This is a genomic window from Mucilaginibacter rubeus (genome assembly GCF_014643835.1).
Classification (GTDB): Bacteria; Bacteroidota; Bacteroidia; order Sphingobacteriales; family Sphingobacteriaceae; genus Mucilaginibacter; species Mucilaginibacter rubeus.
This window is the reverse complement of record NZ_BMKD01000014.1, coordinates 15,423-42,422: the sequence shown is the minus strand read 5'-3', so window position 1 is coordinate 42,422 and position 27,000 is coordinate 15,423. Positions and strand designations below refer to the sequence as shown.

Sequence of the window (27,000 nt, the reverse complement as noted above, 5' to 3'; positions counted from 1 at the left end):
AACCTTATCATTCAGCCATATTGTTCAGCACTTCCAAAAACTTTTCCGATGGATAAATCTCGATATTATTATTTTCCATTTTATACCGTAGTTGTTCAAAAACACCATCCTTATACCAGATCAGATTATTGCTAACCCCTCCGGGCCCCTGTTTACTCATATTATCAACGACGGGGATAATCGAAGTAACAGCATTGACAACCGCTAATGTTTCAAGCGGATATATAATTGCAGCATGCCTGTGAGGTACCCCGATAATCGCTCCCCAATTGCCAACGAGACTTTGTTTCTCCAGATCAAATACAATATTCGGTGCGAAAAAATGATCGCCCTGGGCAAGTAAGACTTCAAATTCGCCTATTTTCTCCCTCGAAATACTGCACGGATATTTCTGCCTTACATTTTCAACGCCTTTTTCAAACAGCTCATCGTAGGTTTTATTCCATTTTTCCGCTTGCTCAGGTGTTATTGTCTGAATTGCATCCGGCAAATCAAATACTAACACCTTAGCTATTTCGCCTGCAATCATGCTATAGATCTTATTTTCTTCGCCTCCGTATTCCAGGTAGCCTAAAGGATAAAGGCGGGTGGCAAGATATTTCTCTACTGCTTCGTAATCGTCAACGATCGCGTTAAAATCCTTATCGAACAGATAAGTCCTTATCAGTGCATCAAAATGGCCGGAAATTAATTCATAGTAGTTTCGCCTCTCGTCTTGCTTGCATAATTGTGCAACATTTGTTAAACCTAAAATATTCAATCCAAAATCATTAGGCCCAACCTTTATCGAAGCATCATCTTCTATCTTGTAACTGATGTTCTTCTTGTAAAAAAACTTATCAATTGCCTTAATAAAATCCCGGTATTCAGCGTCACTAAAAAAAGAAGCCCATTGGGGTGCTACAACATTATTACGAGGGCGTTTAAAAAAGGAAAACATATTTAGGATTTTATGTTAAAGATGCCGAACTTTTTTCCATCCACAAATAAATTAACTACAACTACGGGTTTCCTCCACCATTATTTTGACATTCGCCTACCCAACCTTCCCCTGCAAAATCCCTATCTTTGCGGCAACATAAATTATCATCTATGCTTAAAGGATTTTTTAATGTTCCGGCACCGGTAAATGAGCCCGTTTTAAATTACGGTCCGCGGAGTTTGGAGCGTGTGGCGCTTAAGGCAGCTTTAGAAGCCGGTCGTGCCCAACAATTAGATATACCTATGTACATTGGCGGCAAAGAAGTACGTACCAACACTAAGTTGGAAATCCGTCCGCCGCATGATCATAAACATTTGCTGGCTACCTTCAGCGAAGGTGATGCAAGCCACGTTACCGCCGCTATTGATGCAGCCCTGGCAGCCAAAGCCGGCTGGGAAAACCTGGCCTGGGAACAACGTGCTGCCATATTCCTGAAAGCTGCCGAACTGATAGCCGGCCCATACCGTGCTGAAATCAATGCAGCCACCATGCTTGGTCAGTCAAAGAACGCTTACCAGGCCGAAATCGATTCGGCTTGCGAGCTGATCGACTTCCTGCGTTTCAATGTGGAGTACATGACCGAGATCTACAAACAACAGCCGCCGGTATCGGGCAAAGGTGTTTGGAACCGTGTAGAACAACGCCCGCTTGAAGGATTTGTGTTCGCGCTTACACCATTCAACTTCACGGCTATTGCCGGGAACCTGCCTGCATCTGCAGCCATGATGGGCAACGTAGTGGTTTGGAAACCTGCTTATACGCAGATCTACGCTGCTAACGTGATCATGAAGATTTTTAAAGAAGCCGGCGTACCCGATGGCGTTATCAACCTGATCTACGTTGATGGCCCGGTTGCAGGCGAGGTGATCTTTAACCACCCTGATTTTGCAGGGATCCACTTCACCGGTTCAACCAAAGTGTTCCAGAACATCTGGCAAACTATTGGCACCAACATCCACAAATACAAAACATATCCACGTATTGTAGGCGAGACCGGTGGTAAAGACTTCGTACTTGCCCACCCAAGCGCCAACGCCGATGTGGTAAGCACTGCCCTTGTTCGCGGCGCTTTTGAATACCAGGGACAAAAATGTTCGGCTGCTTCAAGGGCTTATATCCCGGCTTCATTGTGGCCTGCGGTAAAAGCAAACATGCAGCGCGACATTACTTCGTTTAAAATTGGCCCGGTAGAGGATTTTGAAAACTTCATCAATGCCGTGATCACCGAAGTATCGTTTGATAAACTGGCCAAATATATCGACGCTGCCAAAACCGACGAGGGTGTTGAAATTGTTGCCGGTGGTAACTACGATAAAAGCAAAGGCTGGTTCATTGAGCCAACTGTGCTAAAAGTTGAAGACCCGTATTACGTAACCATGTGCGAGGAGCTTTTTGGCCCGGTACTAACCGTATATGTTTACGAAGATGATAAATTTGATGAGATCCTTGACATTGTAGACAAAACTTCTATCTACGCGCTTACAGGCTCAATCATCTCGCAGGATAGGTATGCTATTGAAAAAGCTACCACCCGTTTACGCAACGCGGCAGGTAACTTCTACATTAATGATAAACCTACAGGCGCGGTAGTTGGTCAGCAGCCATTTGGCGGCGCAAGAGGGTCGGGCACTAATGATAAAGCCGGTTCAATGATTAACTTGCTTCGCTGGGTATCGCCACGCACCATCAAAGAAACCTTTGATCCACCGAAGGATTACAGGTACCCGTTTTTGGCTAAAGAGGTTTAACCCCCCGGCCCCCTAAAGGGGGAGGTTAAAGAAAGACTTTATATTAAAAAGCCTGTTTCTCAATTGGAAACAGGCTTTTTCTTTTGCACCATTCCTCCCCCTTCAGGGGGCCGGGGGGTTACTTGAATTTAAACACAGCATCCATATTTTCGTTGCTGGATGTGCTTACTTTCATATCGTTGATAAGGCCGGTGCTGAGGCTGTAAACCCAGCCGTGTACAGCAAGTGCCTGCCCATTTTTCCAGGCATTTTGCACGATGGATGTTTTGCAAAGGTTGTTTACATTTTCTATCACATTCAGTTCAACCAGGCGGTTACTGCGCTCAGTTTCATCGGTAATAGCATCAAGCTCATCGGCATGTAAACGGTAAACGTCTTTAATGTGGCGCAGCCAGTTATCAATCAGGCCGAATTGGTTGTTACTCATAGCGGCATTAACTCCACCACAACCGTAATGACCGGTCACTATTACGTGTTTTACTTTCAATACGTTCACGGCATAGTCAAGTACGCTCAGCATATTCATATCCGAGTGTATAACCATGTTGGCGATGTTGCGGTGCACAAAGATCTCGCCCGGGGCGGTATTGGTGATCTGGTTGGCAGGTACGCGGCTGTCCGCGCAGCCTATCCAAAGGATAGGGGGCTTTTGCCCGTTAGCCAGCTTATCAAAATATTGAGGGTCTTCGGCTAAAGCACCTTCAATAAATTTTTTGTTCCCTTCCAGTAAGCCTTCATAGGTGATATGACTGGTATCATGAATTTGAGCGCACATATATTTTTGAGATTGATGTTTTAAGATGCGGTTTGACGTTTTCTGCCCGATGCAAACATACGGCTAAGTTTATGCAAAGCAAGCGGCGAAACGTCATAATACATAATGGTGAGCAAAATAACAGGGATAAAATAAAATATGGCAAACTCATACAGGTTAAAAAAGTATCCGCCTGCCAGTGCACCAAACAGGTAAAAGCCAAGCACTGTAAACCTGATCAATATTTTATTACCTGCCGTTTCGGTATTTTCTGTGCGGGGATGAAACCATTCGGCCACCTCACTGCCCAGATCGGTAAATAAACCGGTTAAATGACTCGATTTGATCAGGCCGCCCGAGATATTGGAAACCAGGCTATTCTGCAATCCCATCGAAAACAAAATAGCGCTGATCACAATTTCGCGCTCCATCTGTGTTTCCTGGTAAAAATTATGCCCGTAAATGGCAACTCCCAGTAAAATCATAGCTTCAATTACCATTGGGGTGGAGTTTGCCCGCCACCTGCTTTTATCATCAAATGAGCGTACAATGAAACTGGATACAAAAGCCCCTGCAAAGAACATCAGCAGCCAAACTAAAAAGATGATCATCTGGCGGTAGTTTTGTTCAATAATGTGTTTGGCAAGGTTAGCCACATGCCCGGTAATATTTGAGGTAAAAGCCAAAAAAGCCAGCATGCCGGCCACATTGGTAACGCCTGCTACAAATGCCGTTGATGAGGCCAGCATCAGGTTTTCTTTAAGGGTACGTTGTTCTTTTACAGCTTTAAGCATAGATATTTCACGGCAGGGGTTCAGTTACAATTTACAAAACCTTAACCAAGTTTACATAAGCTTGTTTGATGCAAGGGGTAATATTTTAATAAGCCCCCTCTAAATCTCCCCCGGAAGGGGGATTTTTAATTTTAAGCCCTCCCTTCCGGGGAGGGTTTGGGTTGGGGCTAAAAAAAATCCCGGCCACTTCCTAAGAGCCGGGATCAACTTAACAATCAAACCTCCCTACGCCCCTTACAGCGTCGGAAGCACTGATCAAATTATATTTTAGTGTGCAGCTACAGCTTCAACGTCAAGCTCGTATACGTAGCCTAAATTATGCGGGCTGCTGCTGCTAACTTTCAGATCTTTAACCAGGCCGCTGCCCAGGTCAATTACCCAACCGTGTACTTCAAGGTCATGACGTTCTTTCCACGCGTTTTGGATAATGGTGGTTTTACACAGGTTATATACCTGCTCGGTAACGTTAAGCTCAACCAGGCGGTTAACTTTGGTAGTCTCGTCGGTTATACGGTCAAGTTCATGACTATGCAAACGGTAAACGTCTTTAATGTGGCGCAGCCAGTTATCAATTAAGCCAAATTGTTTGCTGCTCATAGCAGCGGCAACACCGCCGCAACCATAATGTCCGGCAACAATAACGTGTTTTACTTTTAGTACGTTAACGGCATAGTCAAGTACGCTCAGCATGTTCATGTCCGAGTGTACGCATACGTTGGCAATATTGCGGTGCACAAATACTTCGCCGGGTTTGGTTCCGGTTACTTCGTTAGCCGGTACACGACTGTCTGAGCAGCCTATCCACAGCACTTCAGGACTCTGACCTTTGGCCAGGTTCTTAAAGTACTCACCATCCTCGGCAAGTTTACGCTCAACCCAGGCGGCGTTGTTTTTAATTAAAGTACTGTAACTGCTTGACTGGGCCAGTTTAATATTGTTTGTATCTATTACGGCTTTGCCGTTTGTTTTTTCTTGTGTTGACATTGTTTTTCGATTTTTTAGTTAGGGTTATAAACCAGTTCTTTTAAAGGAGGTACATCGTACTTGTCCTTTACTTCGTTCAGTTGCACAATAATGCCCTTGGTATAGGCATTGTGCTTGTAATTGTGGATGATCTCCAGTACATCCGGATCGATGTACCTTGAGTTCGATCCGTCGATCACCACTTCGGCGCCTTGTGGTAAGCTGGTAAGCGTTACCTGTATGGCAGCCTTGTTCAGGAAGGATACTTCCTCGGCCAGCTTAATCTTAATAACTTTTTTGCTGCCATTTTTTTCAATGTGATAGAAATAAGGATTACGCAGGTTGGTACGCAGAATATAAAAGATCCCCACCAGCATGCCTATGCCCACACCAATAAGCAGATCGGTCATAACAACGGCTACAATGGTAACTACGAAAGGGATAAACTGGCTCAAGCCCTGGTGCCACATGTGCTTGAAAAGGCTTATCCGGGCCAGTTTATACCCAGTCATAAGCAGGATCGCCGCCAAACACGACAGCGGGATATGGTTAATTAAAGACGGTATCGCCAGTAAAGCAACCAATAACAATATACCATGCAGTATGGCGCTCACTTTAGTGCGGGCACCGGCATTTACGTTTGCCGACGAACGAACGATAACTGCCGTCATGGGTAAGCCGCCAAGCATACCGCTAACTATATTGGCCGTTCCCTGTGCAAGCAGTTCGCGGTTAGTGGGCGAGATACGTTTGATAGGATCTATTTTATCTACAGCTTCAAGGCTCAGCAGTGTTTCTAAACTGGCAACCACCGCAATGGTGAAGGCCGTTATCCAAACCTGCTTGTTGCCTATCTGGCTAAAATCTGCCGATTTAAACAGCGCAAAAAATTCGGCACTGCTGTTCACCAGCGGTATGCGTACAAACTGCTTATCAAGCAAGGCAAGGCCTGTTCCGGAAAACGCAAGGCTTAGCCCGATACCAGCCAGTACCACCAATAACGGAGCAGGAACTATAGCCAGCTTTTTAAACTTAGGCCAGTAGATCATGAATGCCAGGGATACCACGCTGATGATCACCGCGCCATAGTTTATCCTGGCGAAAGCCCGTGTTATACCCGAAAAAGTGTTATGTTCATCAATTTGTCTGAAGCCCTCATCGCCCTCAAAATCGGCATCATAGCCAACCGCGTGCGGAAACTGCTTCATGATCAAAATAATACCTATCGCTGCCAGCATCCCCTCAATAACCGATGACGGGAAGTAATTGGCAATGGTGCCGGCTTTAACAATTCCAAGTATGATCTGGAAAACACCCGCCAGTACCAGGGCCATTAAAAAGGTTTCGTAAGCGCCAAGTGTAGTAATGGCATTAAGTACAATTACCGTTAAACCGGCTGCAGGACCGGCCACACTTAATTGTGAGCCGCTGAGCGTGCCTACTACTATACCGCCAATAATGCCTGTTAATACGCCCGCGAAGAGCGGCGCTCCTGATGCCAGCGCTATACCTAAACACAGCGGCAAAGCCACCAGGAACACAACGACACTTGAAGGAATATCCCTTTTTAAATTTTTGGGCAGAAAATATTTTTTTAGGTTGAGATTGCCCATAGCAGCCTCACCTTGCTTGATTTGCATAAGAATGAAAGATTGAGTAAAACTTTAAAATGAATTAAATAGCATTGCTATCCGGATAGGGAAGTATCCGGTTAATCATTTTAAACGTTTGGCGGCGGCGTGGGGACCACAGGGTGATATACCTGCTTATATAAGGCGTTTTCCTGGTTATGGAGAACCTTGGTTTCTGTAATAAATGTGATGAAGTTTATGGTATGAATATCATACTCATCGAAGATTTTTTTCTCCTTCACAAGGTCTTTCTCGGGGCTGTCTTTTTCAGTTTTGCTTTCCTGCTCCAGCTGAAGGATCACCGCACTTACCGTTTTATTATCAAGATATAAAAAAACAGGTGCAAGCGAAATGCCCATCTTTATTACAAAGACGGTCATGAACAGCGCCACTACCCATATTTTATTATTCCTGATCTTCATCAACACAAATATATAAAAATCCGTTATTAAACCACCAGAATAAGTAAGCAAAAGCTATTCTTACAATATAATTACTATTTTTAGACAATTACTAACAACCTGAATTGTGGATAAAAAGCTTGATCTGTTAAGGCTAAAACGTCATGAAGCCATGCAGGGCGGAGGCCCGGTACGTATTGAAAGTCAGCATAAAAAAGGAAAATTAACGGCACGTGAACGTTTGCATTTTTTATTGGATGAAGGCTCGTTCCAGGAGATAGGTATGCTGGTTACCCACCGCTCCATTGATTTTGGTATGGAAAAAGAAAAATATCCCGGCGATGGTGTTGTTACAGGTTATGGCACCATAAACGGGCGGCTCACCTACGTATTTTCCCAGGATTTTACGGTTTTCGGTGGCTCGCTTTCCGAAACCCATGCCGAAAAGATCTGCAAGATCATGGATCTCGCCCTAAAGAATGGCGCTCCCCTTATCGGCCTTAATGACTCGGGCGGTGCGCGCATCCAGGAGGGTGTGGTATCCCTTGGCGGTTATGCCGATATTTTTTACCGCAATACCATGGCATCCGGCGTTATCCCGCAAATCTCGGCCATTATGGGGCCATGTGCAGGCGGCGCTGTTTACTCGCCAGCCATTACCGATTTTATTTTAATGGTTGAGCATACCTCATACATGTTTGTTACCGGGCCCAACGTAGTAAAAACGGTTACGCATGAAGTGGTAACCTCCGAAGAACTGGGCGGCGCTAACACCCACGCCAGCAAATCGGGTGTTACGCACTTTGCCTGTGCCAATGAAATAGCCGCCATTCAGCACATCAAAAGCCTGCTGAGCTATATGCCTCAAAATTGTGAGGATAAAGCTCCTGCTGCTCCCTACGAAAACGGCGACGAGCTTAGGCCCGAGCTTAATACCATCCTGCCATCCATTGCGTCACAACCTTATGATATCCGTGAGGTTATTGATCATATTATCGATAAAGCTTCGTTTTTGGAAGTGCATAAAGATTTTGCCGAAAACATTGTAGTGGGTTTCGCGCGCCTGGCTGGCCGCAGTATTGGCATAGTCGCCAATCAGCCCGCTTTTTTGGCCGGGGTTCTGGATATCCATTCATCAACCAAGGCCGCCCGCTTTGTGCGCTTTTGCGATTCTTTCAACATCCCGCTGCTGGTGTTTGAAGATGTTCCCGGTTTTTTGCCCGGTACCGACCAGGAATGGAATGCCATTATCACCAATGGCGCTAAACTATTATATGCTTTTTGTGAAGCTACCGTTCCGCGTGTTACTGTAATTACGCGTAAGGCTTATGGCGGCGCTTATGATGTGATGAACTCCAAACACATTGGTGCCGATATGAATTTCGCCTGGCCATCGGCCGAAATTGCGGTGATGGGCGCCAAAGGGGCCGCCGAAATCATTTTTAAACGGGAGATCACGAAGGCCGAAGACCATGAAGCCAAATGGCTGGAGATGGAACAATTATATTCCGATACCTTTGCCAATCCCTACCGCGCTGCCGAGCGCGGCTTTATAGATGAAGTAATTGAACCCGCCGAAACGCGCATTAAATTGATCCAGGCTTTTAAAATGCTGGAAAATAAAGTAGTAAACAACCCAAGGAAGAAACACGGGAATATTCCTTTGTAGGTTAAAGGCGAAAGGTAAAAGGCCAAAGGTTTGCACGTCCGTTTTTTCCGGCGCAAGTATTGTAGAGCTGCCAGTGCAGGGATTACTTGTGCCTTTTAGCCTATCCGGTGTCATTAAAAGCTTTGCGTTTGGCGAATTTGAAAAAAACCTTTTACCTTTCGCCTTTTACCTTTCGCCTCAAAAAAAAATGAAAAACATCTCTATCGAACAAATCCGTCCGGAGCTTACCTGGCGGTTAAGGCAACGTATCTTATATCCCGAAAGCAAACTTTATGAAATGGAGATGGAAGAGGATAACCACGGCTATCACTTTGCTGCTTTTAAAGATAATCATATCATAGCGGTAGTATCCCTTTTTAATAAAGGCACCGAATGGCAGTTTCGCAAATTTGCTGTTGATGAAACAGTTCAAAAAATGGGCATCGGTAAAGCAATGCTGGAGCATATAACCGATTTTGCCCTTACTAATGGAGGCGCGTTATTATGGTGCAATGCCAGGGTATCGGCCATTGGTTTCTATTTAAAACATGGCTTCACACATACCGGCAAGCTTTTTTCAAAAAACGGCTTCGACTACGAGATCCTCGAAAAACAACTTATTCCTTCCCCAGGCCAGCAATAACAAGAGTGGTAAGCTATCGAGCGCACAACTGTTTTAGGCTTTGTGCATTTTGCTTTCCGCTTTATAATTACTCTTTCATCAAATCAACAATAATAGCTTTGGCAAAATCATTGGGCTGTTTCTGGTTCGAGGTCTTAGCCACCTCAAGTGCGGCCTCGATATCGCCCTGCGCCTCATAAACCACCGCAAGGTTGTAAGCTGCACGGCTGGCAAGCTTCAGGTCGGGCCCGTCAATAAGCGGGTTTAGTACCTTGAAAGCCTGATCAAATTTTCCGGCTTTGATCAGTTCTACCGAGCTGCTTAGCTGGTCGCCATTAGTATACAGGGGCCTGTCATGATAATCGGTGTACGGCAGGTAATCCTTTAGGGCATCCAATGCCGAATTACGGATAGCATCAAATAAAGGCCCGCCATGGGCAAGTAAGCTGGATGCATTACCATAAGGATTATTGTCATTTATTTCAGCCTCGCCGTTTAGCCTTTTAAAGTAGATGCCATTGGCTTCATAAAGAGTAAAGCTGGTTTTAACCACCGATACCCGGTAAACCGACGGTACGCCGTTATAATAATCCTGCTGCAATTTGGTTTCGCCTTTAAAATCCTCAAACGCGAGCACATAAGAAGCGTTGTATTTTTTTGCCAGAAATTTCACCGAATCGGTATTGGCGGTAAAATTAACCGAATCAACCAGTTGTACAACTTTTACACCGGGCAGCGCATGCAGCTGTACCGCCGCGTTGTTTATAGCGGTATAAGCGGCGGCTTTAAATGTAGTTAATACGCGTTTATTGCGGTTACGGGTCGAATCGGGCATGTAGTGGTTAATAACCACGATAGTTGTTTTTGCCCTGTTAAAATTCAGCTTCGGCGCGTAATCAACCGGAACATTTACATATTGAGGTACGCTGCATGCTGCTAAAAAACATGCTGCAAATAAGATACAAGTTAGCCTGAATAGTTTCACCTTATTAAAAATTAAATATCGCGGAAAGGTATAACATAAGCATGAATGCTTTATGAAATAGCCGGTCATTTTTGTATCAAAACAAACCAACGCCTTCATTGTGACTAAATATTTTCAAAAACGTTTAATATTGATTTTATATAATTGATTTACTGCTTATATGCGGCTTAATTTTAGTGCAATGTCATGAGCTTTATTATATTTGCTGTATTACTACATTTAGATTGAAAACATTAATTCAATATGGCCAAAAAGAAATCTGACGCCCCACAGCATACGTCTGTTGTAAACGAAACTTCACTCGCTTTTTTTGAAAAATATATCAACAACCCCTCACCTACAGGTTTTGAATGGAAAGGCCAGGAGCTTTGGCTCGAATACCTGAAGCCCTATATTGACACCCATTATGTTGATAATTACGGCACCGCGGTTGGCATCATCAATCCTAAAGCCGATTACAAAGTAGTTATTGAAGCTCATGCAGATGAGATTTCATGGTTTGTGAATTACATCACTAACGATGGTTTAATATATGTTATCCGCAATGGCGGCTCCGATCATCAGATAGCACCTTCAAAACGTGTAAATATCCATACCGATAATGGCGTGGTTAAAGCTGTTTTCGGCTGGCCTGCTATCCACACCCGCCTGGGCGGTGATAAAGAAGAAGCGCCTACCCTTAAAAATATCTTTTTAGATTGCGGTTGCACCTCAAAAGAAGAAGTTGAAAAACTGGGTATCCACGTAGGTTGTGTTATCACTTACGAAGATGAATTTATGGTGCTTAACGATCGCTATTATGTTGGCCGTGCGCTTGATAACCGTGCAGGCGGGTTCATGATTGCCGAGGTTGCCCGTTTACTTAAAGAAAACAATGTAAAACTTCCTTTCGGTTTATATATAGTTAACGCGGTACAGGAGGAGATAGGTTTACGCGGTGCCGAAATGATAGCGCATAAAATTAAACCCAATGTGGCTATTGTTACCGATGTTACGCATGATACCCAAACACCAATGATCAACAAAATTACCCAGGGCGACTTAGCCTGCGGTAAAGGCCCTGTTGTATCATATGCTCCGGCAGTACAAAACAACCTGAATAAGCTGCTTATTGAAAGTGCTCAAAAAGCGGGCATACCGTTCCAGCGTCAGGCATCATCACGGTCAACAGGGACCGATACCGATGCTTTTGCTTACTCAAATGACGGCGTGCCATCGGCATTAATCTCATTACCTTTACGGTATATGCATACCACGGTCGAGATGATCCACAAAGAAGATGTTGATAACGTAATCCGTTTGATATACGAGTCGCTGCTGAATATCCAGGCCGGCCAGGACTTTAGGTACATCAAATAACAAAAAGTACAATTTGTAAAACAATAAGGGCAAAAATCCATTCCTTATTAACATTAATTATAAAATAGCTTTTAACAAATACCCCCGATACTATCTATGAAACCAACCTTACTGATATTGGCCGCAGGGATGGCCAGCCGTTATGGCAGTATGAAACAAGTTGACGGCTTTGGCCCCAACGGCGAAACAATTATTGATTACTCAATATATGATGCTATAAAAGCGGGCTTTGGCAAGGTGAGTTTTATTATACGCGAAGAGTTTGCCGAAAACTTCAAGGCGATTTTTGAGCCTAAGCTTGCCGGCCGCATTGAAACAGACTATGTATATCAAAGCTTTGATCTTAAGCCATTTGGTATTGATAAAGAGATTGAACGTGCCAAGCCATGGGGAACAGCCCATGCCGTGTTAGCGGCCCGCAACCAGATCAACGAGCCTTTTTGTGTGATCAATGCTGATGACTTTTACGGCTATGATTCATTTGAAAAAATGGCTAAATTTTTAACCACCGACGTTAAAGACGACCAGTATTCAATAATCGGATACCAGATTGACCGTACATTATCTGACTATGGCTCGGTATCGCGTGGTGTTTGCAGCGTTGATGATAATGGTAACATGGTTGAAATTAACGAACGTACTGAAGTTTATTTTAAAGAGGACGGCAGCGTAGCTTATAAAGACGCAACCGGCGAACATCCGCTTGATAATGAAACACGTGTATCGATGAATTTCTGGGGATTTACACCGGCTATTTTCAAGCAAAGTGAAGATATGTTCAGGGAGTTTGTTGCTGCTAACGAAAACAACCCGAAATCGGAGTTCTTTATTCCCCTGGTTGCCGATAAGCTGATCAAAAATGGTACAGCCTCTTTTAAGGTGATCCCAACCGGTGCAAAATGGTTTGGAGTTACTTACAAGGAAGATAAACCAATAGTGCAAAAATGTATCTCAGACCTGGTTACAGGCGGCGTTTACCCCGAAAAACTTTGGGACTAATTAATATTTGCTCCTTCAAACAAAAAGCTCCCGTTCCAACCGAACGGGAGCTTTTTGTTTGATATGGCTTCCTAAATTAGTCCTGGTAAATAAAGAATGTTTTTTGATCGCCGTCTTCATAAACGTGCAGGGTTTTCTTAACCACCTGGTTATTGGTTTTAACTTCCATAATGTAATCACCATCTTCAAGGTTGGTTAAAACATAACCCCTTTCAACATCGGTTTTGGTTGATACAACGTCTTTCAGCAAAAGTTCATTTTGTTTGCTGTAAACGCGTACGAATGAACGGCCGTTTTCTGATTTTGCGAGCGTTAGCTTAACACCGCGGTCGTGGTCAAGGGCTTTAAAGGTAACAACCTCTTTAGCTTTAGGAGTTACATCGGCGGCTTTAGCTGCTGTAGTAGCAAATACACCTGCGCTTAATAAGAAGAATAGTGCTGATAATTTTATTGAAGTTTTCATGATTTTGAGCTTTTAAGTATGTTAAATATTTTGTGTTTGTTATTTTCAATGATCAAATGAACAACATTAATTTTAAGTGCTAAAAAGTGTTATACCAGCACCGAAAAGATATAGACCAATACCCAAAAGCATTCGGCAAACACCAAAAACGCACTAATTATCAGTATTTTACAAGTTGGTCGAAAATTAAAGGGTGTTGATCGGGCAGGAAAGCGGGTTGGTCGTTTTCGGGGATGAAATAGAAAAATCCATGCAACGTTTTCAAAATCTACATTTAACAAAACCAACCTAACCAAACAACGTTGCCTTTAAGTACCTTTATCTATTCTGGGTACCCCACAGGCATGAATTTAGAAATTGCAGGTAACGTACAGGGCTTTAAACAACAGGATGGTATTTTAACAATTAAAACCGCCGAAGCCGAAGCAAGGGTTTATATCTATAGCCCTACAATTATCAGGGTAAGCATCAGTAAAAATTTCAACCCGGATGATCCTTCCTTTGCGGTAATCAGGCAGCCACTGGCCGATTTCGATTTTGATGAGTCATCGGCCAATATTGATATTACTACACCAGCCTTGAAGCTCAGTATTCAGAAATCGCCTTTAAGGTTCAACTTTTTCACGGCTGCAGGTAGCTCGCTGAGTGAAGATGACGCCCGCTTTGGTACAAACTGGCAGGGCGAACGGGTGACCTGTTATCGCCGGTTGTTTGAGGGTGAACGGTTTATTGGCCTGGGCGAAAAAACCGGTAACCTCGACAGGCGTAGCGCGGCCTACGTAAACTGGAATACCGATGCGCCAAACCACACGCCCGAATCCGATCCGCTGTATAAAACCTTTCCGTTTTTTATAGGATTACACAGCGGGTTAACTTACGGTTTGTTTCTTGACAATACCCATAAAAGCTACTTCGACTTTGGTGCATCCACAGATGAGGAAACAAGCTGGTTCGGGGCAGATGGCGGCGATTTGAATTACTACTTTTTCGGGGCACAAGGTGTTGCGAAAATAATTGAAGATTATACCTGGCTTACCGGCAGGATGGAAATGCCGCCGCTCTGGAGCCTGGGCTATCAGCAATGCCGATGGAGCTATATGAGCGCCGATGAAGTATTGAACATCGCCCAAACCTTCCGCAAAAAACAGATCCCTGCCGATGTAATGTACTGCGATATCGACTATATGGACGATTTCAAGATCTTCACCTGGAACAAAAAAACTTTCCCTAAACCCAAGCAAATGCTCGATAAACTAAAGGCGATGGACTTTAGGCTGGTTACCATTGTTGATCCGGGAATTAAGGTAGAAGAAGGTTATAAGGAATACGATGAGGGTATTGAGCAGGATTATTTTGCCAAATATCCCGACGGCGAAAATTATACCGGCTATGTGTGGCCGGGCCGCTGTCACTTTCCGGATTTTTTCAGGGGAGAGGTACGCGAATGGTGGGGAGCAGCCTTCACCGCTCTTACCCAACCCGGCGTTGAAGGTTTCTGGAATGATATGAACGAGCCTGCCGCCTGGGGGCAAAATATCCCCTGGATAGTAAAATTTGGAGATAAGTTTATGCCGGAAGTGCGTAATGCCTATGGCATGCAAATGGCCCGCGCCACTTATGATGGCACAAGAAAGATCATGGGAAACAAACGACCGTTTGTACTTACCCGGGCAGCCTATTCGGGCACGCAGCGCTATTCGGCCGTGTGGACGGGCGACAACACCGGCACCGATGCCCATATGCTTTTAGGACAACGACTGGTAAATAGTTTGGGCATTACAGGTATGAGTTTTATCGGGGTGGATATCGGCGGCTTCAGCGGCAATCCTACGCCTGAGCTCATGGTACGTTGGAACTCCCTGGGTGCATATACCCCAATGTTCCGCAATCATGCCATACAAGGTAGTAAAATGCGCGAACCATGGGAATGGGGTAAAAATAATGAACAGACCATTAAGAAGGACATTGAACAACGGTACAAACTCCTGCCCTACCTGTACAGCAGCTTTTATCAATCAACCCAAACCGGCCTGCCGGTAAGCCGTACATTAGCTATTGAGCACAGTTTTGACGGGAATGTTTTTGATGAGCGCTTTCAAAATGAATTTATGTTTGGCGACGCGATGCTGGTTGCTCCTGTTGAAAGCACTAAACTAACCGAAGATGTTTACCTGCCCCGAGGCTCGTGGTATAGGTTAAGCAGCGATAAGTTTTATGAGGGAGAACAGATTGTTAATGTTCAGGCGCCATTAACCGATCTGCCGGTATTTGTAAAGGCAGGCGGCATTATCCCTATGCAAAGTGTTGTACAAAGCACCAATGAAAAAGGCGACGGTATATTGCAGGTACACGTATGGAACGGCAGGGAAGCAAATAGTTTTATTTATTACGAAGATGATGGCGTATCATATGATTATGAGCAGGGTATTTATTATAAACGTGTTATCAGTTTCAATCCCATAGAAAAGAGCCTCAGTTTATCATCAGTTGAAGGCTCATCTAAATCGAGGTTTATGCAGCTGAAATTTGTTTTGCATGGTTTTGATGGGGTTAAGCTTCAGGAAGAAATAATAGAGAATAAAAGCGGAGAGATTGAAGTGAAATTATAATTGTTGTTTCATTTCTTGGGTAGTGATCGAACCAGTCTCATGGTTTGTAATACGCGGCGGGAGGGGGGACTCAGGCGCTCTAAACAGGCCGGCCTGCCATTCGGCCTCAGAGAGCTCTGATAAGTTATAGAAACTTTAAAGAATGGCAGGCTCCAACCGAGTCTCCTAACCGTGGGCGACACATTGGCTAACCTTTTGCCCTTACTCATCGTTCAAAATGGGTATGAACAATATTATAGCATTCTGCTCCTAAATATTTTCAAAATTTCTTTAATTAATTGATAATAAGTTAACTTTGCGCGGAATTAAAATCCTAAACATGAAACACAAGTACAAAATTATAGTATTGCTGCTTGCCGGTATTACTGCCATTTACACTTCGTGCCATAAGCTTAACATGGCGCCTAACAATCAAAGTACAGTAAGTAAAAAAGAAGCGAGTGTGCAAATTGCGCAAAGCCTTGTTGGCATTTTTAACCCCGAAAACGGCGGGTTTGATTTTAAGAGCGGTTTAAGTATGCCAACCGATCTATCCCTGAACAAAAAAGGTAAGATCAAAGTACAATCTGTTGACCCTCAGCCACAGTGCGGCGCCAAAATGGATACTACGATAGCATTTAATTTAGATCAAAGCGATACCTCAAAAATAGATATCTGGGCTAAGGTTAAATATGAGCTTACCTGTACCAATGGAGTACCTTCAGGGGTTACCGCTAATGATAGTTTAAATATGACTATGGCAGGCAGCGGTTTTACAATGGTTTTAAAAATGGGTGAAAACCTGATACTCAGAAGCCTTAATCCGGGTGTTGAACACGCGCAATACTCTTTTGATGGCCCTGTGAATTATTATGCCAGGGTTAACTACACCAAACCTACAACAGACCAGCCAAATGTTGAAGGCACGTTTAACTACAATTTTAAATCAATTGTTGTTGATCCAACAAAAGACCCCGATTTTATTTTAAGCGGAAGTGCTGCCTTTTCGAGTAAAGGAAGTATCGGAAAAAATGTCTGGAACTATAAAGGGACGATAACGTTTTTGGGTGGTCACAAAGCAAAGATCACTATCGACGGCACTGTTTATACTGCCGATCTGATGACAGGCGAAGTTAATTAAATTCGTTTTTAAATATATGTAGAGCCCTGCCCCCTAACCGGAGGCAGGGCTTTTTGTATGCTATGGTTTTTCAAAACGGCATGCTTTTTATCACCTGTGTATTTGATAAAAAACGGGGAATATTTTCCACGTATTTTTCCCCGAAGCGGGGAAAGCAGGTAGTGGGTGTGTTTTGTGTTCCGTTGCTATCAGCAGTATAAATCTTTAACTGTTTTATAAAAAAGGAAAATGAGCCTAAAAACACATATCCCGGCCGTTTTTTTTGCGAATTTTTTACCTGGTGGTATGCTTATTGCCAATTGAGGCAAAGAGATCTAAACTTTATCTTATACGTTTATGAAACTAAATCTACGCAGTGTATTACCTTTATTAACAGGTGTGGCTATTCTTTATTCGGCCTGTACAAAAACAGGAATTAATGTAAAATCCGATCCATCAACTGTAAAAGCCAGCGATAATGTAGCCAGTTCGGCAATTGCAGATAACCTGGCAAAATCATTGGCCGGTTCATTTGGAGGGGCCAGCCTTAACGACGGTGTTACCCCCTCAACCAATGCCTCATCAAAGCTTAAAGTACAGAGTACATATAGTTGCGGTTTTTATATTGATACCAGCCTGAACCGTGTATTTAATCAAGGTGATACTTTAAAAGCAACCAAAACAGGCGGTACCAAATATTATTTTATTTGTGACGGCAACAAAACTGTTGGTTACGATTCGGTTGATTCATTAAACACGGTAGGCAGTGGCCCGGGTTATTCATTCGTTTACAATATTGTGCAGAAATATAAGGTTAGGGGCCTTAACACCAATAACTCAAACTTCTCGCTTGATGGCCCTATGAAAGCCTATGTTGACAACGAATACACCAAATACAAAACGTTTAGCAGGGTGCATAATACCTACGTGTTTACTAACCTGTATGTACATGGCAACGATAAGTTTGATATCACCAGCGGCACAGCTACTTTCCGTTCGGAAGGAAAAACAAACGGCGGGGGCTGGGATTACAGCGGCACTATCGTTTTCCTGGGCAACCACAAGGCAAAGCTGACTTTCCTTAATAAAATTTTCTTAATTGATTTACTAACCGGTAAATCAACGCCTGCATAATCACGATCTTTCAATCAATCAATTATGCCCTGTGCCGTTTTTCGGTACGGGGCTTTTTTGTGCCTGAAACAATAACTTATTATATTGCCGTCCCATTCTGTTGCTCCCCCTTTAGGGCGCCGGGGGATCAATCATGAAACGCCTCTTATCAAACCTAACTTTCCAGGTACTTATTGCCATTGCCCTTGGGGTAGTGGCCGGCTTATACGTTAAAGGCTTTGCCCCAACTGCCGAACTGATTAGCAAGAAGTTCATCAGTCTCATCACCATGCTGATTGCGCCTATCATCTTTTTAACCATTGTGCTGGGCATTGCCGGCATGAACGATATGAAAAAAGTGGGCAGGGTAGGCGGTAAAGCTTTGTTGTATTTCGAGATCGTAACCACGTTCGCGCTTGTCATCGGCGTTACCGTAGCCAATATTATTAAACCCGGTGCCGGTTTTGAAAACCATGCTGCAAAAATGGATACCGGCAAATTAGCCGTATACGAAAAAGCCGCCGCCGAAATGCACTGGGGCGACTTCCTGGCCCACATAGTACCTTCAAACATCTTCAAAGCTTTTGTTGAAGGCGATATTTTGCAGATCCTGTTTTTTGCGATACTGTTTGGTTTTGGGTTAAGCCGGATGGGTAAAAGTGGCGAAGCGGTTATTCAGCTATTTGATAAGCTTTCGAAAGTGTTTTTTAATATCATGAAAATAGTGATGAAGGTGGCGCCGATAGGGGCTTTTGCGGGTATGGCTTTTACGGTGAGCAAATATGGTATTCAAACCCTTAAACCGCTGGCTTTGTTGATGGGCTCGGTTTATCTGACCATGTTCCTGTTCATATTTGTGGTATTGAATATCATTTGCAGGTTGTTTAAATTCAGCCTTTGGGAATATCTGAAATACATCAGGCAGGAGATCCTGATAGTGCTTGGTACATCCTCGTCCGAATCGGCTTTACCTGCTATGATGGAGAAGATGGAAAAGTTTGGCTGTTCCAAATCGGTGGTGGGTTTGGTGATCCCCACGGGGTATTCTTTTAATTTGGATGGCACTACCATTTATCTTTCCATGTGCGTGATATTTTTGGCGCAGGTGTTTAATATCCCGCTTTCGTTGGGGCAGGAGCTAACCATAATCGGGATCCTGATGATCACCTCCAAAGGTGCGGCGGGCGTAACCGGCAGCGGTTTTATTGTATTGACCAGTACGCTTACAGCCATCAAAATAATACCGGTAGAAGGTTTGGCGATATTAATAGGGGTTGACAGGTTTATGTCGGAAGCACGGGCCATTACCAATGTGATAGGGAACGGTGTTGCTACTATTGTGATTGCGAAGAGTGAGGGGGAGTTTGTTGAACAGCCGGCTGAAAGGGGAGTTAATGAATAAATCGGATATATATATATATATTATTAACAATTTTCAAAGCACTGGTATTGTTAACTGGTTTGACATTTACTGCGATCAATTTTATCCCGGGTATTTCTGGCGATAAAGTGAAACTTAAAAAAGCCGGGATTATATTTCTTGCTACGTTTTTGGTGTTCGTTTTAATTACAGCGGTTGAATTTGCAATTGCATTCAATTAGTAATTGGCCACGTTATGGATGGCAGTGTAATGATTTCGGATTTTGTCTGAACCGGGATTTATAGGATTTTTTTGATTTACGGTTTTTTTGTCTGAACCCGAATCTACCAGAATGAAAAGCAAATTCAATAAATTGCTAAAATTCGTTTAATTCGAGTTCAGACAAATAGCCTGGGCCGCAGGCAACGCCCTAATTTAGTTGGCAGTAGATAGTTTTCAGTTAGGAGTTTTATTCAACGGGAACTTTATAATCATAAAAAATTTAAAACACATAAACACCCTATAACCACATCCAATCCCCTTAAAAGTCACTTTTATGTTAACATATAAATTTAGATTACAATAGGGTTTGACATTCGGGCAAAAACTTTAGCTTTGCCGTACTAAAACGAAAAAACCAATGAGTGTACTCGTAAATAAAGATTCAAAAGTTATTGTACAAGGTTTCACCGGTAAAGAAGGGTCATACCATGCCGAGCAAATGATTGCTTATGGTACTCAGTTAGTTGGTGGTGTTACACCAGGTAAAGGTGGTCAAACCCATTTAGACAGGCCGGTTTTTAACACGGTTAAAGATGCCGTTGTTGCAACCGGTGCCGATGTATCCATCATTTTTGTGCCTCCTGCTTTTGGTGCAGATGCTATTATGGAAGCTGCTGAAGCCGGCATTAAGGTTATTGTTTGTATTACCGAAGGGATCCCTACAAAGGATATGATCGCAGTAAAAGAATATCTTACAGATAAGGATGCACGCCTGATTGGTCCTAACTGCCCTGGTATCATCACTGCCGATGAAAGCAAAATTGGTATCATGCCTGGCTTTATCTTCAAAAAAGGTAACGTTGGCGTGGTTTCAAAATCAGGTACTTTAACTTATGAAGCGGTTGACCAGGTGGTTAAAGCCGGTTTGGGTATCACTACAGCTATCGGTATCGGTGGCGACCCAATTATTGGTACACCAACCAAAGAAGCTGTTGAATTATTAATGAACGATCCTGAAACTCATGGTATAATCATGATTGGTGAAATTGGCGGAAATATGGAAGCCGATGCTGCCCGCTGGATCAAAGCGAACGGTACTAAACCGGTTGTTGGTTTCATTGCTGGCCAAACAGCGCCTCCGGGCCGCCGTATGGGCCACGCAGGTGCTATTGTTGGCGGTGCTGACGATACTGCTGCTGCTAAAATGAAGATCATGGCCGAGTGCGGGATCCGTGTGGTTGAATCACCAGCCGAAATTGGCGCTGCCATGGCTGAAGAACTGGCTAAGTTAGCGTAAAGCTTAAGGCGTAAAGCCGAAAGCGAAAAGCTTTTTAATATTGAAGATCCCGGTCATGATTTGGCCGGGATTTTTTAGTTTTAAAAATAATTTGGAGTACTTTTTCCGTATCTATGTATATGGTCAAAAATCTGCTTAAATCCGCTTTTGCCCTCTTGTTGGCTACGGTAAGTTACACCTCCACTGCTCAACCCTACAAGCCCGCAACGTTTACTGATCCCGACAGGTTAAAAAAAATCCGGGCTACTTTCCCGGTAATCGATCAGCTTTATAAAAAATATGCTGAAGATAATCACTGGCCGGGATTGGTGTATGGCATTGTGGTTGATGGTAAGCTGGTACATACCGGTGGCTTAGGATATACCGATATTGATGCCAGGATCAAGGCTGATTCATCGTCGGATTTTCGGATCGCCTCCATGACCAAAAGCCTTACCGCTATGGCTATCCTAAAACTCAGGGATGAGGGCAAGCTAAAACTGGATGATCCGGCTTATATTTATATCCCCGAGATGAAGGGGTTGAAATATTTGACCAAAGATGCTGTCCCGGTAACCGTAAGACACCTGCTTACGCATACAGCAGGTTACCCGGAAGATAACCCATGGGGCGACAGGCAACTTGCAGTTAGCGATGAAGAACTCCTGGCGTTATACAAAAAAGGTGTTTCATTTTCCAATGATCCCGGTCAGGGCTATGAGTACAGCAACCTTGGTTTTGCTACGCTGGGATATATCATCAAAAAAGTATCGGGCAAAACTTACGAGCAATACATCACAGAAAATATCCTTAAACCGTTAGGTATGATACATACCTATTGGGAATATGCCAAAGTGCCCAAAGATAAACTGGCGCATGGCTATCGCTGGCTTGATGGTAAATGGGTTGAACAGCCTCTGCTGCATGACGGGGCTTACGGTGCTATGGGCGGCCTGATCACCACTATTGAGGATTTTAGCAAATACATAGCTGTACACATGGATGCCTGGCCCCCGCGCGATGATGCCGAAGCCCTGCCTGTAAAACGTAGTTCTATCCGGGAAATGCAGTACCCCTGGGATGTGAATTATTTAACTGTAAATGCCAAAACAACCACGGGCAGACCATGCCCCAATGTCAGTGCCTATGCCTACGGTTTACGTTGGGCAAAGGATTGTGATAACCGCGTATACATTGGTCATACAGGGGGCTTACCGGGTTTCGGCAGTCAGTGGAATATCTTGCCGGAGTACGGTGTGGGCGTTGTCTCATTTGCCAACCTGACCTATGCCCGTGCTGGTTATCCCAATAACCAGGCTCTGGATACTTTACTGGCTCTTTCGGGTATAAAACCACGGCAATTGCCGGCATCAGCCATATTAGAGCAACGTAAAAATGATCTGCTTAAAGTTATTGCTGATTGGAGCAAGGCTAAAGAAAGCGGCATTTTTGCTGATAACTTTTTTATGGATTATTTCCCCGATAAACTTCAAGCAGCCGCAACTGAAGCTTTTGCAAAAACAGGCAGAATAATAAGCGCCGGTGATATTGTTGCCGAGAACCAGTTGCGCGGTTATTTTATAATCAAATGTGAAACTGGAAATATCAAAGTGAGTTTTACACTTACACCCGAAAACCCGCCATTGGTACAGGAGTTTCATTTTGATGTGGTGCAATAAGCAATTGTTAAAATCACGTTTTCTGCTTCTTTAACCTTGCGCTCGTTTGCAACGAGCACTTAATATGATTTGGCGATTGCATCGCTCGTGCGTTATAAACGCGAGCCCAGGTTACACACTCGTTGCAAACGAGCGAGATCAGGATAAAATTTTGATACCGGTCAGTTACTTATCAAAAAGGGCAATTTTCGATTTGAAAATTGCCCTTTTTTCATTCCATTTTGAGGCCGACCTACGTCTTAGCGAAATTGATTTATGATACAGCCTCTTTTTTGTTTAAGGTCGTTATGGTATATTTATGGATAAATGAAGCAACCCAAGGTATACACTTTTAAAAATAATAAGCTTACAGCTGAGGTGATTATTATGGCCGTTAATGTTGCTTTAATTATTTTCATTGTTATCAAAGTTTACCAGCATCCATTAATTGCGCTGTTTTTAGCACTTTTGCCGGCAACGTTTCTTTACTTCCAGGTTTATGTTGTTAGGGTGATAAATCAGTTTAATGAATATGATCGAGGGAAACAGTTAATTATAAGTGACGGCAGAGAAGTGGCCACTTTAATATATCAGGATCAAACCCTTGTATTAAACAGGGCTGATCTTGTTAGGGTTGAGCTGTATGAGCAAAAGGATATGGGTAAGTTTGGGAAGTATGATTATATGGTGATTTATACCATTGATGATAAAAAGATACTCATTACCAAATTTACAGTGCCTTCGCTATTATATGATAAGATAATAGAAACGTTTTTAAGCAAAGTACCCCGGGTTTATTTTAAGAAGCAGTTTAATTATATAGACCAGCAAAAATTCCCGCAGGCAGGTCTTTTTTGAACTTGCATCTGTTTATAACGTGAGTTTATTATGAATACCAGTTAAAAAAACATGTCATTGCGAGGAGGAACGACGAAGCAATCGCATGCTATACAGAGCGGCTATGCCTCCGTGCGGTTGCCACGCTTCGCTCGCAATGACATTTTTATTATACATCTTTTAAAAGCAATCACGTTTTCTGCTTTTTCTTCTTAGCAGCTGGGAACAGCACATTGTTTAGGATCAGTCTGTAGCCGGGAGAATTGGGGTGTAGTTTCAAATCTGTCGGCGGATCATTTACAGCATGCTGGTAATCTTCAGGGTCGTGGCCGCCGTAAAAGGTCCATTGGCCTTTGCCGTATTCGCCGTGAATGTAACGGGCTTCATTGGCGGTTTTCATTTCGCCCATGATGGTAACGCCCGGTTTGAGCATACTTTTGTTGTAGGCCGTGGTAAGGCCCATAAAGCCTTTTATTACTTTGTCATGATCCTGCGTAAGCATGCTCGGCACAACATCCCATTTGGCCGAAAAATCAAACAACGTAAAGAAATCCCGGGTACGATCAACCTGGCGGGTGGTGGTAACGTCGATATTGCTGAAGGAATGCGAAATGGGGTTCATATCCAGCGTAAAATTCTGAAAGGCGAACGTTTGACTAAAATCGAGTTTGGATTGCGCGTCCTGGTCGGCAGCATCACCGTCGAACATACGTTCGCAGATATCTGTATTAGCAGCCGATAGTGCAATGTCAAAAGTATCGGTACCTGAGCACATGGCAAACAGGAAGCCGCCGCCTGCGCAAAAATCTCGGATGTTTTGGGCTACGGCCAGCTTCATTTTTGATACCTTGCTAAAGCCCAGTTTATGGGCCATGGTCTCCTGGATTTTGATATCATCGGTATACCATTGCGCGTAACGGAAGGCGCCATAAAACTTGCTGTATTGCCCTGTAAAATCCTCGTGGTGCAGGTGCAGCCAATCATACTTAGGCAGTTCGCCGTGGATCACCTCTTCGTCGTAAACTACGTCGTACGGAATTTCGGCATATTTTAAAACCAAGGTAACTGCATCATCCCAGGGCAGCTTGTTTTTGGGGGAGTAAACCGCCATGCGGGGGGCTTTCTCCAGTTTAACCAGGTCCATATTTACCGATGGATCGCTTACTTCGGTAATAATTTCGGTGGCTTTGGCATCGGCAATAACTTCGTAGCTTACCCCGCGGATCTTGCACTCTTCCTCAACTTTTTGCCCGTACTTCATCATGAAACTGCCACCACGATAGTTGAGCAGCCAGTCGACTTCTTCGCCGTTTTTGAGCACCCAGAAAGCTATCCCGTACGATTTCAGATGGTCCTTTTGCTCATCATCCATAGGGATTAAGATAGATGCAGCCCGCGACGTTAAAGGTAAAAGGTAAAAGGCGAAAGGTAAAAGGAACTTTAGCTTTATAAGTAATAGACGAAATGTAAGAGGTGAAAAGTTATTGCCTGATGAATTATTCACGATCCTTGTTAATTTGTTTACTGCCGGGTTATCAAATGTAACGAATAAAGGGCTAATGTATTTTAACCATTTTTAACACATAAGGGCTTCTGGCTATATGCATGTTGTTTTAGCTTTATGGCGTTGTTAAATCTGGTCCTTAAATGAGTTTATCTGTTATTGTCAGAAATATTTTCCTTGTCGGTGTTTTATTAATATCCTGTTTGGCCGCGCACGCGCAGAACGGAAGTTCGGGTATGCGCCTCAATCGTGATGCGTTGATTAAAAAGCTTACAGAAGCCGACAGCAGTCTTGTTTTTAAGCAGGACACAGATATCAGCCTGTTGCCAAATTTTGTCGCCACAGATGCCAATGGAAGCCGGGCCCAACTAATTGGCAAGCCCGATGAGCTGGCAATAGTTAAATGGACTTACGTTTTTACCGCCGACGAAAAAGTGAACCTCGCCGAACTGCAAAAACTGGCCTGGTTTGCCAATACTTTGGGTGATCAGGAAGGACTCGACTGGTTTTTTGCCCAACTGGCCGAATTGGGTAAAGATTATAAAAAGCCGCTTTCGGAAATTAAAATGTTTGATTCAAAAAGAAAAGGCGAGATTAGTTATTCGCCAAAACAAAGATTACTTACCATGACTTTTACACCCTGGTAATTAATAAATATTCAAACCTTTCACCTTTAACCTTTCGCCTTTAACCTTTTTCTTTAATCCTCAATTTTATTACCTTTGCCAACTGTTTTCTAAAAAACAAAAACATGAGCAAAGCAATAATCAAAACCGAAAAAGGCGACATGACCGTAGAGTTTTACGATCAGGATGCCCCTAATACCGTTGCTAACTTTAAAAAATTAGCAAAATCAAACTTTTATGATAACGTGATATTTCACCGTGTTATCCCTAATTTTATGATTCAGGGCGGCGATCCAACCGGTACCGGTGCTGGTGGCCCAGGCTACAAAATTGATTGCGAGCTTACCGGCAACAACCAATACCATGACCGTGGTGTGCTTTCAATGGCACATGCAGGCCGCAACACTGGTGGCTCACAGTTTTTCATTTGCCACAACCGCACAAACACTGCCCACCTTGACCGTAACCATACCGTTTTTGGTAAAGTGATTGAAAATGTTGACGTTGTTGACGCTATTCGCCAGGGAGATAAAATTTTAGGAATCGAAGTTATAGAGGATTAAGTGAATAGTTGATAGGGCGGGTGATTTACCTGTTATTACGTAAATCATTCGCCTCATCAATCCTACTAACAAAAAATATATGAATTTACAGGGAATTGTATCGGTATCAGGAAAACCGGGTTTATGGAAAGCTTTGGCACAAAATAAAACCGGCTATGTGCTGGAAAGTTTAGATGCACAGAAAACAAAACTGATAGCCAACCTTTCTACAGCCAAATTAGCTGCTTTAAGTGAGATCACCATTTTTGGTGTTGAGGATGATATCAGGTTAACTGATGTGCTTGAGCGCATGAAGTCAGCATCAAACATACCTGACGTTAAAGCCGACGGTAAAGCGTTGCGTACCTTCTTTTATGAAGTAGCGCCAGATCATGATGAAGAAAAAGTTTACTCATCAGACATTAAAAAGGTAATATCCTGGTTCCAGATATTAAAGCCCCTTCCAATTTTTGAAGAGGCCGATCCAACCCAGGCACCCGCCCCGGTTGCAGAAGAACCGGTTGCCGAAGCAGTAACTGCTGAACCGGAAGCTGAGCCAGCAGCACCAAAAGCAAAAGCTAAAAAAGCCACAAAAAAAGCCGAATAATCGGCTTTTTTTAGTTATAGCGATTCCCATCGTCCTGCGTGCTTTAAATGATGTCATTTCGAAGCCTGGAAGGATGGAAATTGTGAAGGCAAGGCCGAGAAATCTTATACGCCCTGTAAAACGTTGATTTTATGTCGTAGAAGATTTCTCCTCACCCATCCCGTTTGTTCCCCGGCCGGTTCGTCGAAATGACATCT

General features: G+C 43.5%; 24 protein-coding genes. 15 read left to right on the top strand and 9 right to left on the bottom strand.

All coding sequences use genetic code 11. From position 1 onward, the window contains the following. Positions 1 to 7: 7 nt before the first annotated feature. Positions 8 to 940 carry a DUF1444 domain-containing protein gene (locus tag IEX80_RS27220; protein WP_188834769.1) on the bottom strand — a complete coding sequence of 311 codons (933 nt, stop codon included), beginning with the start codon at positions 938 to 940 and terminating at the stop codon, positions 8 to 10. Between the two features lie 152 nt (positions 941 to 1,092). Here IEX80_RS27220 and pruA point away from each other — a divergent pair, with 152 nt between their 5' ends. Further along, positions 1,093 to 2,730 (top strand): L-glutamate gamma-semialdehyde dehydrogenase, encoded by a 1,638-nt coding sequence (gene pruA / locus IEX80_RS27215; RefSeq protein ID WP_188834768.1) that lies wholly within the window; start codon positions 1,093 to 1,095, stop codon positions 2,728 to 2,730. 118 nt (positions 2,731 to 2,848) lie between these two features. Here the strand turns inward: pruA and can (IEX80_RS27210) are convergent, their stop codons facing one another. The 5 genes from can (IEX80_RS27210) to IEX80_RS27190 all read right to left on the bottom strand — a co-directional run bounded on the left by can (IEX80_RS27210) (position 2,849) and on the right by IEX80_RS27190 (position 7,294). Beyond that, a complete protein-coding gene (gene can, locus IEX80_RS27210) occupies positions 2,849 to 3,505 on the bottom strand; it encodes a carbonate dehydratase (RefSeq protein WP_188834767.1) in 657 nt (218 codons plus the stop codon). A 20-nt stretch (positions 3,506 to 3,525) separates the two neighbouring features. Beyond that, complete coding sequence (locus tag IEX80_RS27205) at positions 3,526 to 4,278, bottom strand: YoaK family protein (RefSeq protein ID WP_188834766.1); 753 nt, start codon at positions 4,276 to 4,278, stop codon at positions 3,526 to 3,528. Between the two features lie 267 nt (positions 4,279 to 4,545). After that, on the bottom strand, positions 4,546 to 5,262 hold the full coding sequence (gene can / locus IEX80_RS27200; protein ID WP_090534255.1) for a carbonate dehydratase: 717 nt from the start codon (positions 5,260 to 5,262) through the stop codon (positions 4,546 to 4,548). 14 nt (positions 5,263 to 5,276) lie between these two features. Next, positions 5,277 to 6,881 (bottom strand): SulP family inorganic anion transporter, encoded by a 1,605-nt coding sequence (locus IEX80_RS27195; RefSeq protein ID WP_373290445.1) that lies wholly within the window; start codon positions 6,879 to 6,881, stop codon positions 5,277 to 5,279. Positions 6,882 to 6,961: 80 nt separating this feature from the next. Next, positions 6,962 to 7,294, bottom strand: coding sequence for a hypothetical protein (locus IEX80_RS27190; protein ID WP_188834765.1), 333 nt, complete (start codon positions 7,292 to 7,294; stop codon positions 6,962 to 6,964). A gap of 106 nt (positions 7,295 to 7,400) precedes the next feature. Here IEX80_RS27190 and IEX80_RS27185 point away from each other — a divergent pair, with 106 nt between their 5' ends. Together IEX80_RS27185 and IEX80_RS27180 are read left to right on the top strand one after the other, a co-directional pair. Then, positions 7,401 to 8,942: an acyl-CoA carboxylase subunit beta gene (locus tag IEX80_RS27185; RefSeq protein WP_217633227.1), complete on the top strand. Its 1,542-nt coding sequence runs from the start codon at positions 7,401 to 7,403 to the stop codon at positions 8,940 to 8,942. 187 nt (positions 8,943 to 9,129) lie between these two features. After that, on the top strand, positions 9,130 to 9,564 hold the full coding sequence (locus IEX80_RS27180) for a GNAT family N-acetyltransferase (RefSeq protein ID WP_090534315.1): 435 nt from the start codon (positions 9,130 to 9,132) through the stop codon (positions 9,562 to 9,564). 67 nt (positions 9,565 to 9,631) lie between these two features. On the opposite strand, the gene IEX80_RS27175 is transcribed toward IEX80_RS27180, so the two are convergent. Beyond that, positions 9,632 to 10,528, bottom strand: coding sequence for a DUF6340 family protein (locus tag IEX80_RS27175; protein WP_188834764.1), 897 nt, complete (start codon positions 10,526 to 10,528; stop codon positions 9,632 to 9,634). 243 nt (positions 10,529 to 10,771) lie between these two features. On the opposite strand from IEX80_RS27175, the gene IEX80_RS27170 reads away from it, so the two are divergent. Next, the gene (locus IEX80_RS27170; protein WP_090534250.1) at positions 10,772 to 11,887 is read left to right on the top strand and encodes a M42 family metallopeptidase; all 1,116 of its coding nucleotides are present in this window, start codon (positions 10,772 to 10,774) and stop codon (positions 11,885 to 11,887) included. 96 nt (positions 11,888 to 11,983) lie between these two features. Beyond that, positions 11,984 to 12,886 carry a nucleotidyltransferase family protein gene (locus IEX80_RS27165; protein ID WP_090534248.1) on the top strand — a complete coding sequence of 301 codons (903 nt, stop codon included), beginning with the start codon at positions 11,984 to 11,986 and terminating at the stop codon, positions 12,884 to 12,886. Between the two features lie 76 nt (positions 12,887 to 12,962). On the opposite strand, the gene IEX80_RS27160 is transcribed toward IEX80_RS27165, so the two are convergent. After that, positions 12,963 to 13,349, bottom strand: coding sequence for a hypothetical protein (locus IEX80_RS27160; protein ID WP_090534246.1), 387 nt, complete (start codon positions 13,347 to 13,349; stop codon positions 12,963 to 12,965). 344 nt (positions 13,350 to 13,693) lie between these two features. Between IEX80_RS27160 and IEX80_RS27155 the strand changes: the two genes are divergently transcribed. The 7 genes from IEX80_RS27155 (at position 13,694) to IEX80_RS27125 (ending at position 23,545) form a co-directional block, all read left to right on the top strand. Further along, positions 13,694 to 15,958 carry a glycoside hydrolase family 31 protein gene (locus tag IEX80_RS27155; protein ID WP_188834763.1) on the top strand — a complete coding sequence of 755 codons (2,265 nt, stop codon included), beginning with the start codon at positions 13,694 to 13,696 and terminating at the stop codon, positions 15,956 to 15,958. Positions 15,959 to 16,277: 319 nt separating this feature from the next. Continuing rightward, complete coding sequence (locus IEX80_RS27150) at positions 16,278 to 17,078, top strand: hypothetical protein (RefSeq protein ID WP_176622239.1); 801 nt, start codon at positions 16,278 to 16,280, stop codon at positions 17,076 to 17,078. A 336-nt stretch (positions 17,079 to 17,414) separates the two neighbouring features. Beyond that, positions 17,415 to 18,191, top strand: coding sequence for a hypothetical protein (locus tag IEX80_RS27145; RefSeq protein ID WP_188834762.1), 777 nt, complete (start codon positions 17,415 to 17,417; stop codon positions 18,189 to 18,191). A gap of 133 nt (positions 18,192 to 18,324) precedes the next feature. Then, the gene (gene dctA / locus IEX80_RS27140) at positions 18,325 to 19,572 is read left to right on the top strand and encodes a C4-dicarboxylate transporter DctA (protein WP_090534239.1); all 1,248 of its coding nucleotides are present in this window, start codon (positions 18,325 to 18,327) and stop codon (positions 19,570 to 19,572) included. Positions 19,573 to 20,171: 599 nt separating this feature from the next. Then, a complete protein-coding gene (gene sucD, locus IEX80_RS27135; RefSeq protein ID WP_090534235.1) occupies positions 20,172 to 21,050 on the top strand; it encodes a succinate--CoA ligase subunit alpha in 879 nt (292 codons plus the stop codon). Between the two features lie 119 nt (positions 21,051 to 21,169). Next, on the top strand, positions 21,170 to 22,708 hold the full coding sequence (locus IEX80_RS27130; protein WP_229701781.1) for a serine hydrolase domain-containing protein: 1,539 nt from the start codon (positions 21,170 to 21,172) through the stop codon (positions 22,706 to 22,708). Between the two features lie 306 nt (positions 22,709 to 23,014). Next, complete coding sequence (locus IEX80_RS27125; protein ID WP_090534230.1) at positions 23,015 to 23,545, top strand: PH domain-containing protein; 531 nt, start codon at positions 23,015 to 23,017, stop codon at positions 23,543 to 23,545. 169 nt (positions 23,546 to 23,714) lie between these two features. On the opposite strand, the gene IEX80_RS27120 is transcribed toward IEX80_RS27125, so the two are convergent. Continuing rightward, positions 23,715 to 24,896, bottom strand: coding sequence for an asparagine synthetase B (locus tag IEX80_RS27120; RefSeq protein WP_218117107.1), 1,182 nt, complete (start codon positions 24,894 to 24,896; stop codon positions 23,715 to 23,717). Between the two features lie 275 nt (positions 24,897 to 25,171). Between IEX80_RS27120 and IEX80_RS27115 the strand changes: the two genes are divergently transcribed. The 3 genes from IEX80_RS27115 to IEX80_RS27105 all read left to right on the top strand — a co-directional run bounded on the left by IEX80_RS27115 (position 25,172) and on the right by IEX80_RS27105 (position 26,803). After that, on the top strand, positions 25,172 to 25,675 hold the full coding sequence (locus IEX80_RS27115; protein WP_139160067.1) for a hypothetical protein: 504 nt from the start codon (positions 25,172 to 25,174) through the stop codon (positions 25,673 to 25,675). A gap of 104 nt (positions 25,676 to 25,779) precedes the next feature. After that, the gene (locus tag IEX80_RS27110) at positions 25,780 to 26,217 is read left to right on the top strand and encodes a peptidylprolyl isomerase (protein WP_090534226.1); all 438 of its coding nucleotides are present in this window, start codon (positions 25,780 to 25,782) and stop codon (positions 26,215 to 26,217) included. A gap of 79 nt (positions 26,218 to 26,296) precedes the next feature. Then, positions 26,297 to 26,803 (top strand): DUF5606 family protein, encoded by a 507-nt coding sequence (locus tag IEX80_RS27105; RefSeq protein ID WP_188834760.1) that lies wholly within the window; start codon positions 26,297 to 26,299, stop codon positions 26,801 to 26,803. Positions 26,804 to 27,000 lie beyond the last annotated feature (197 nt).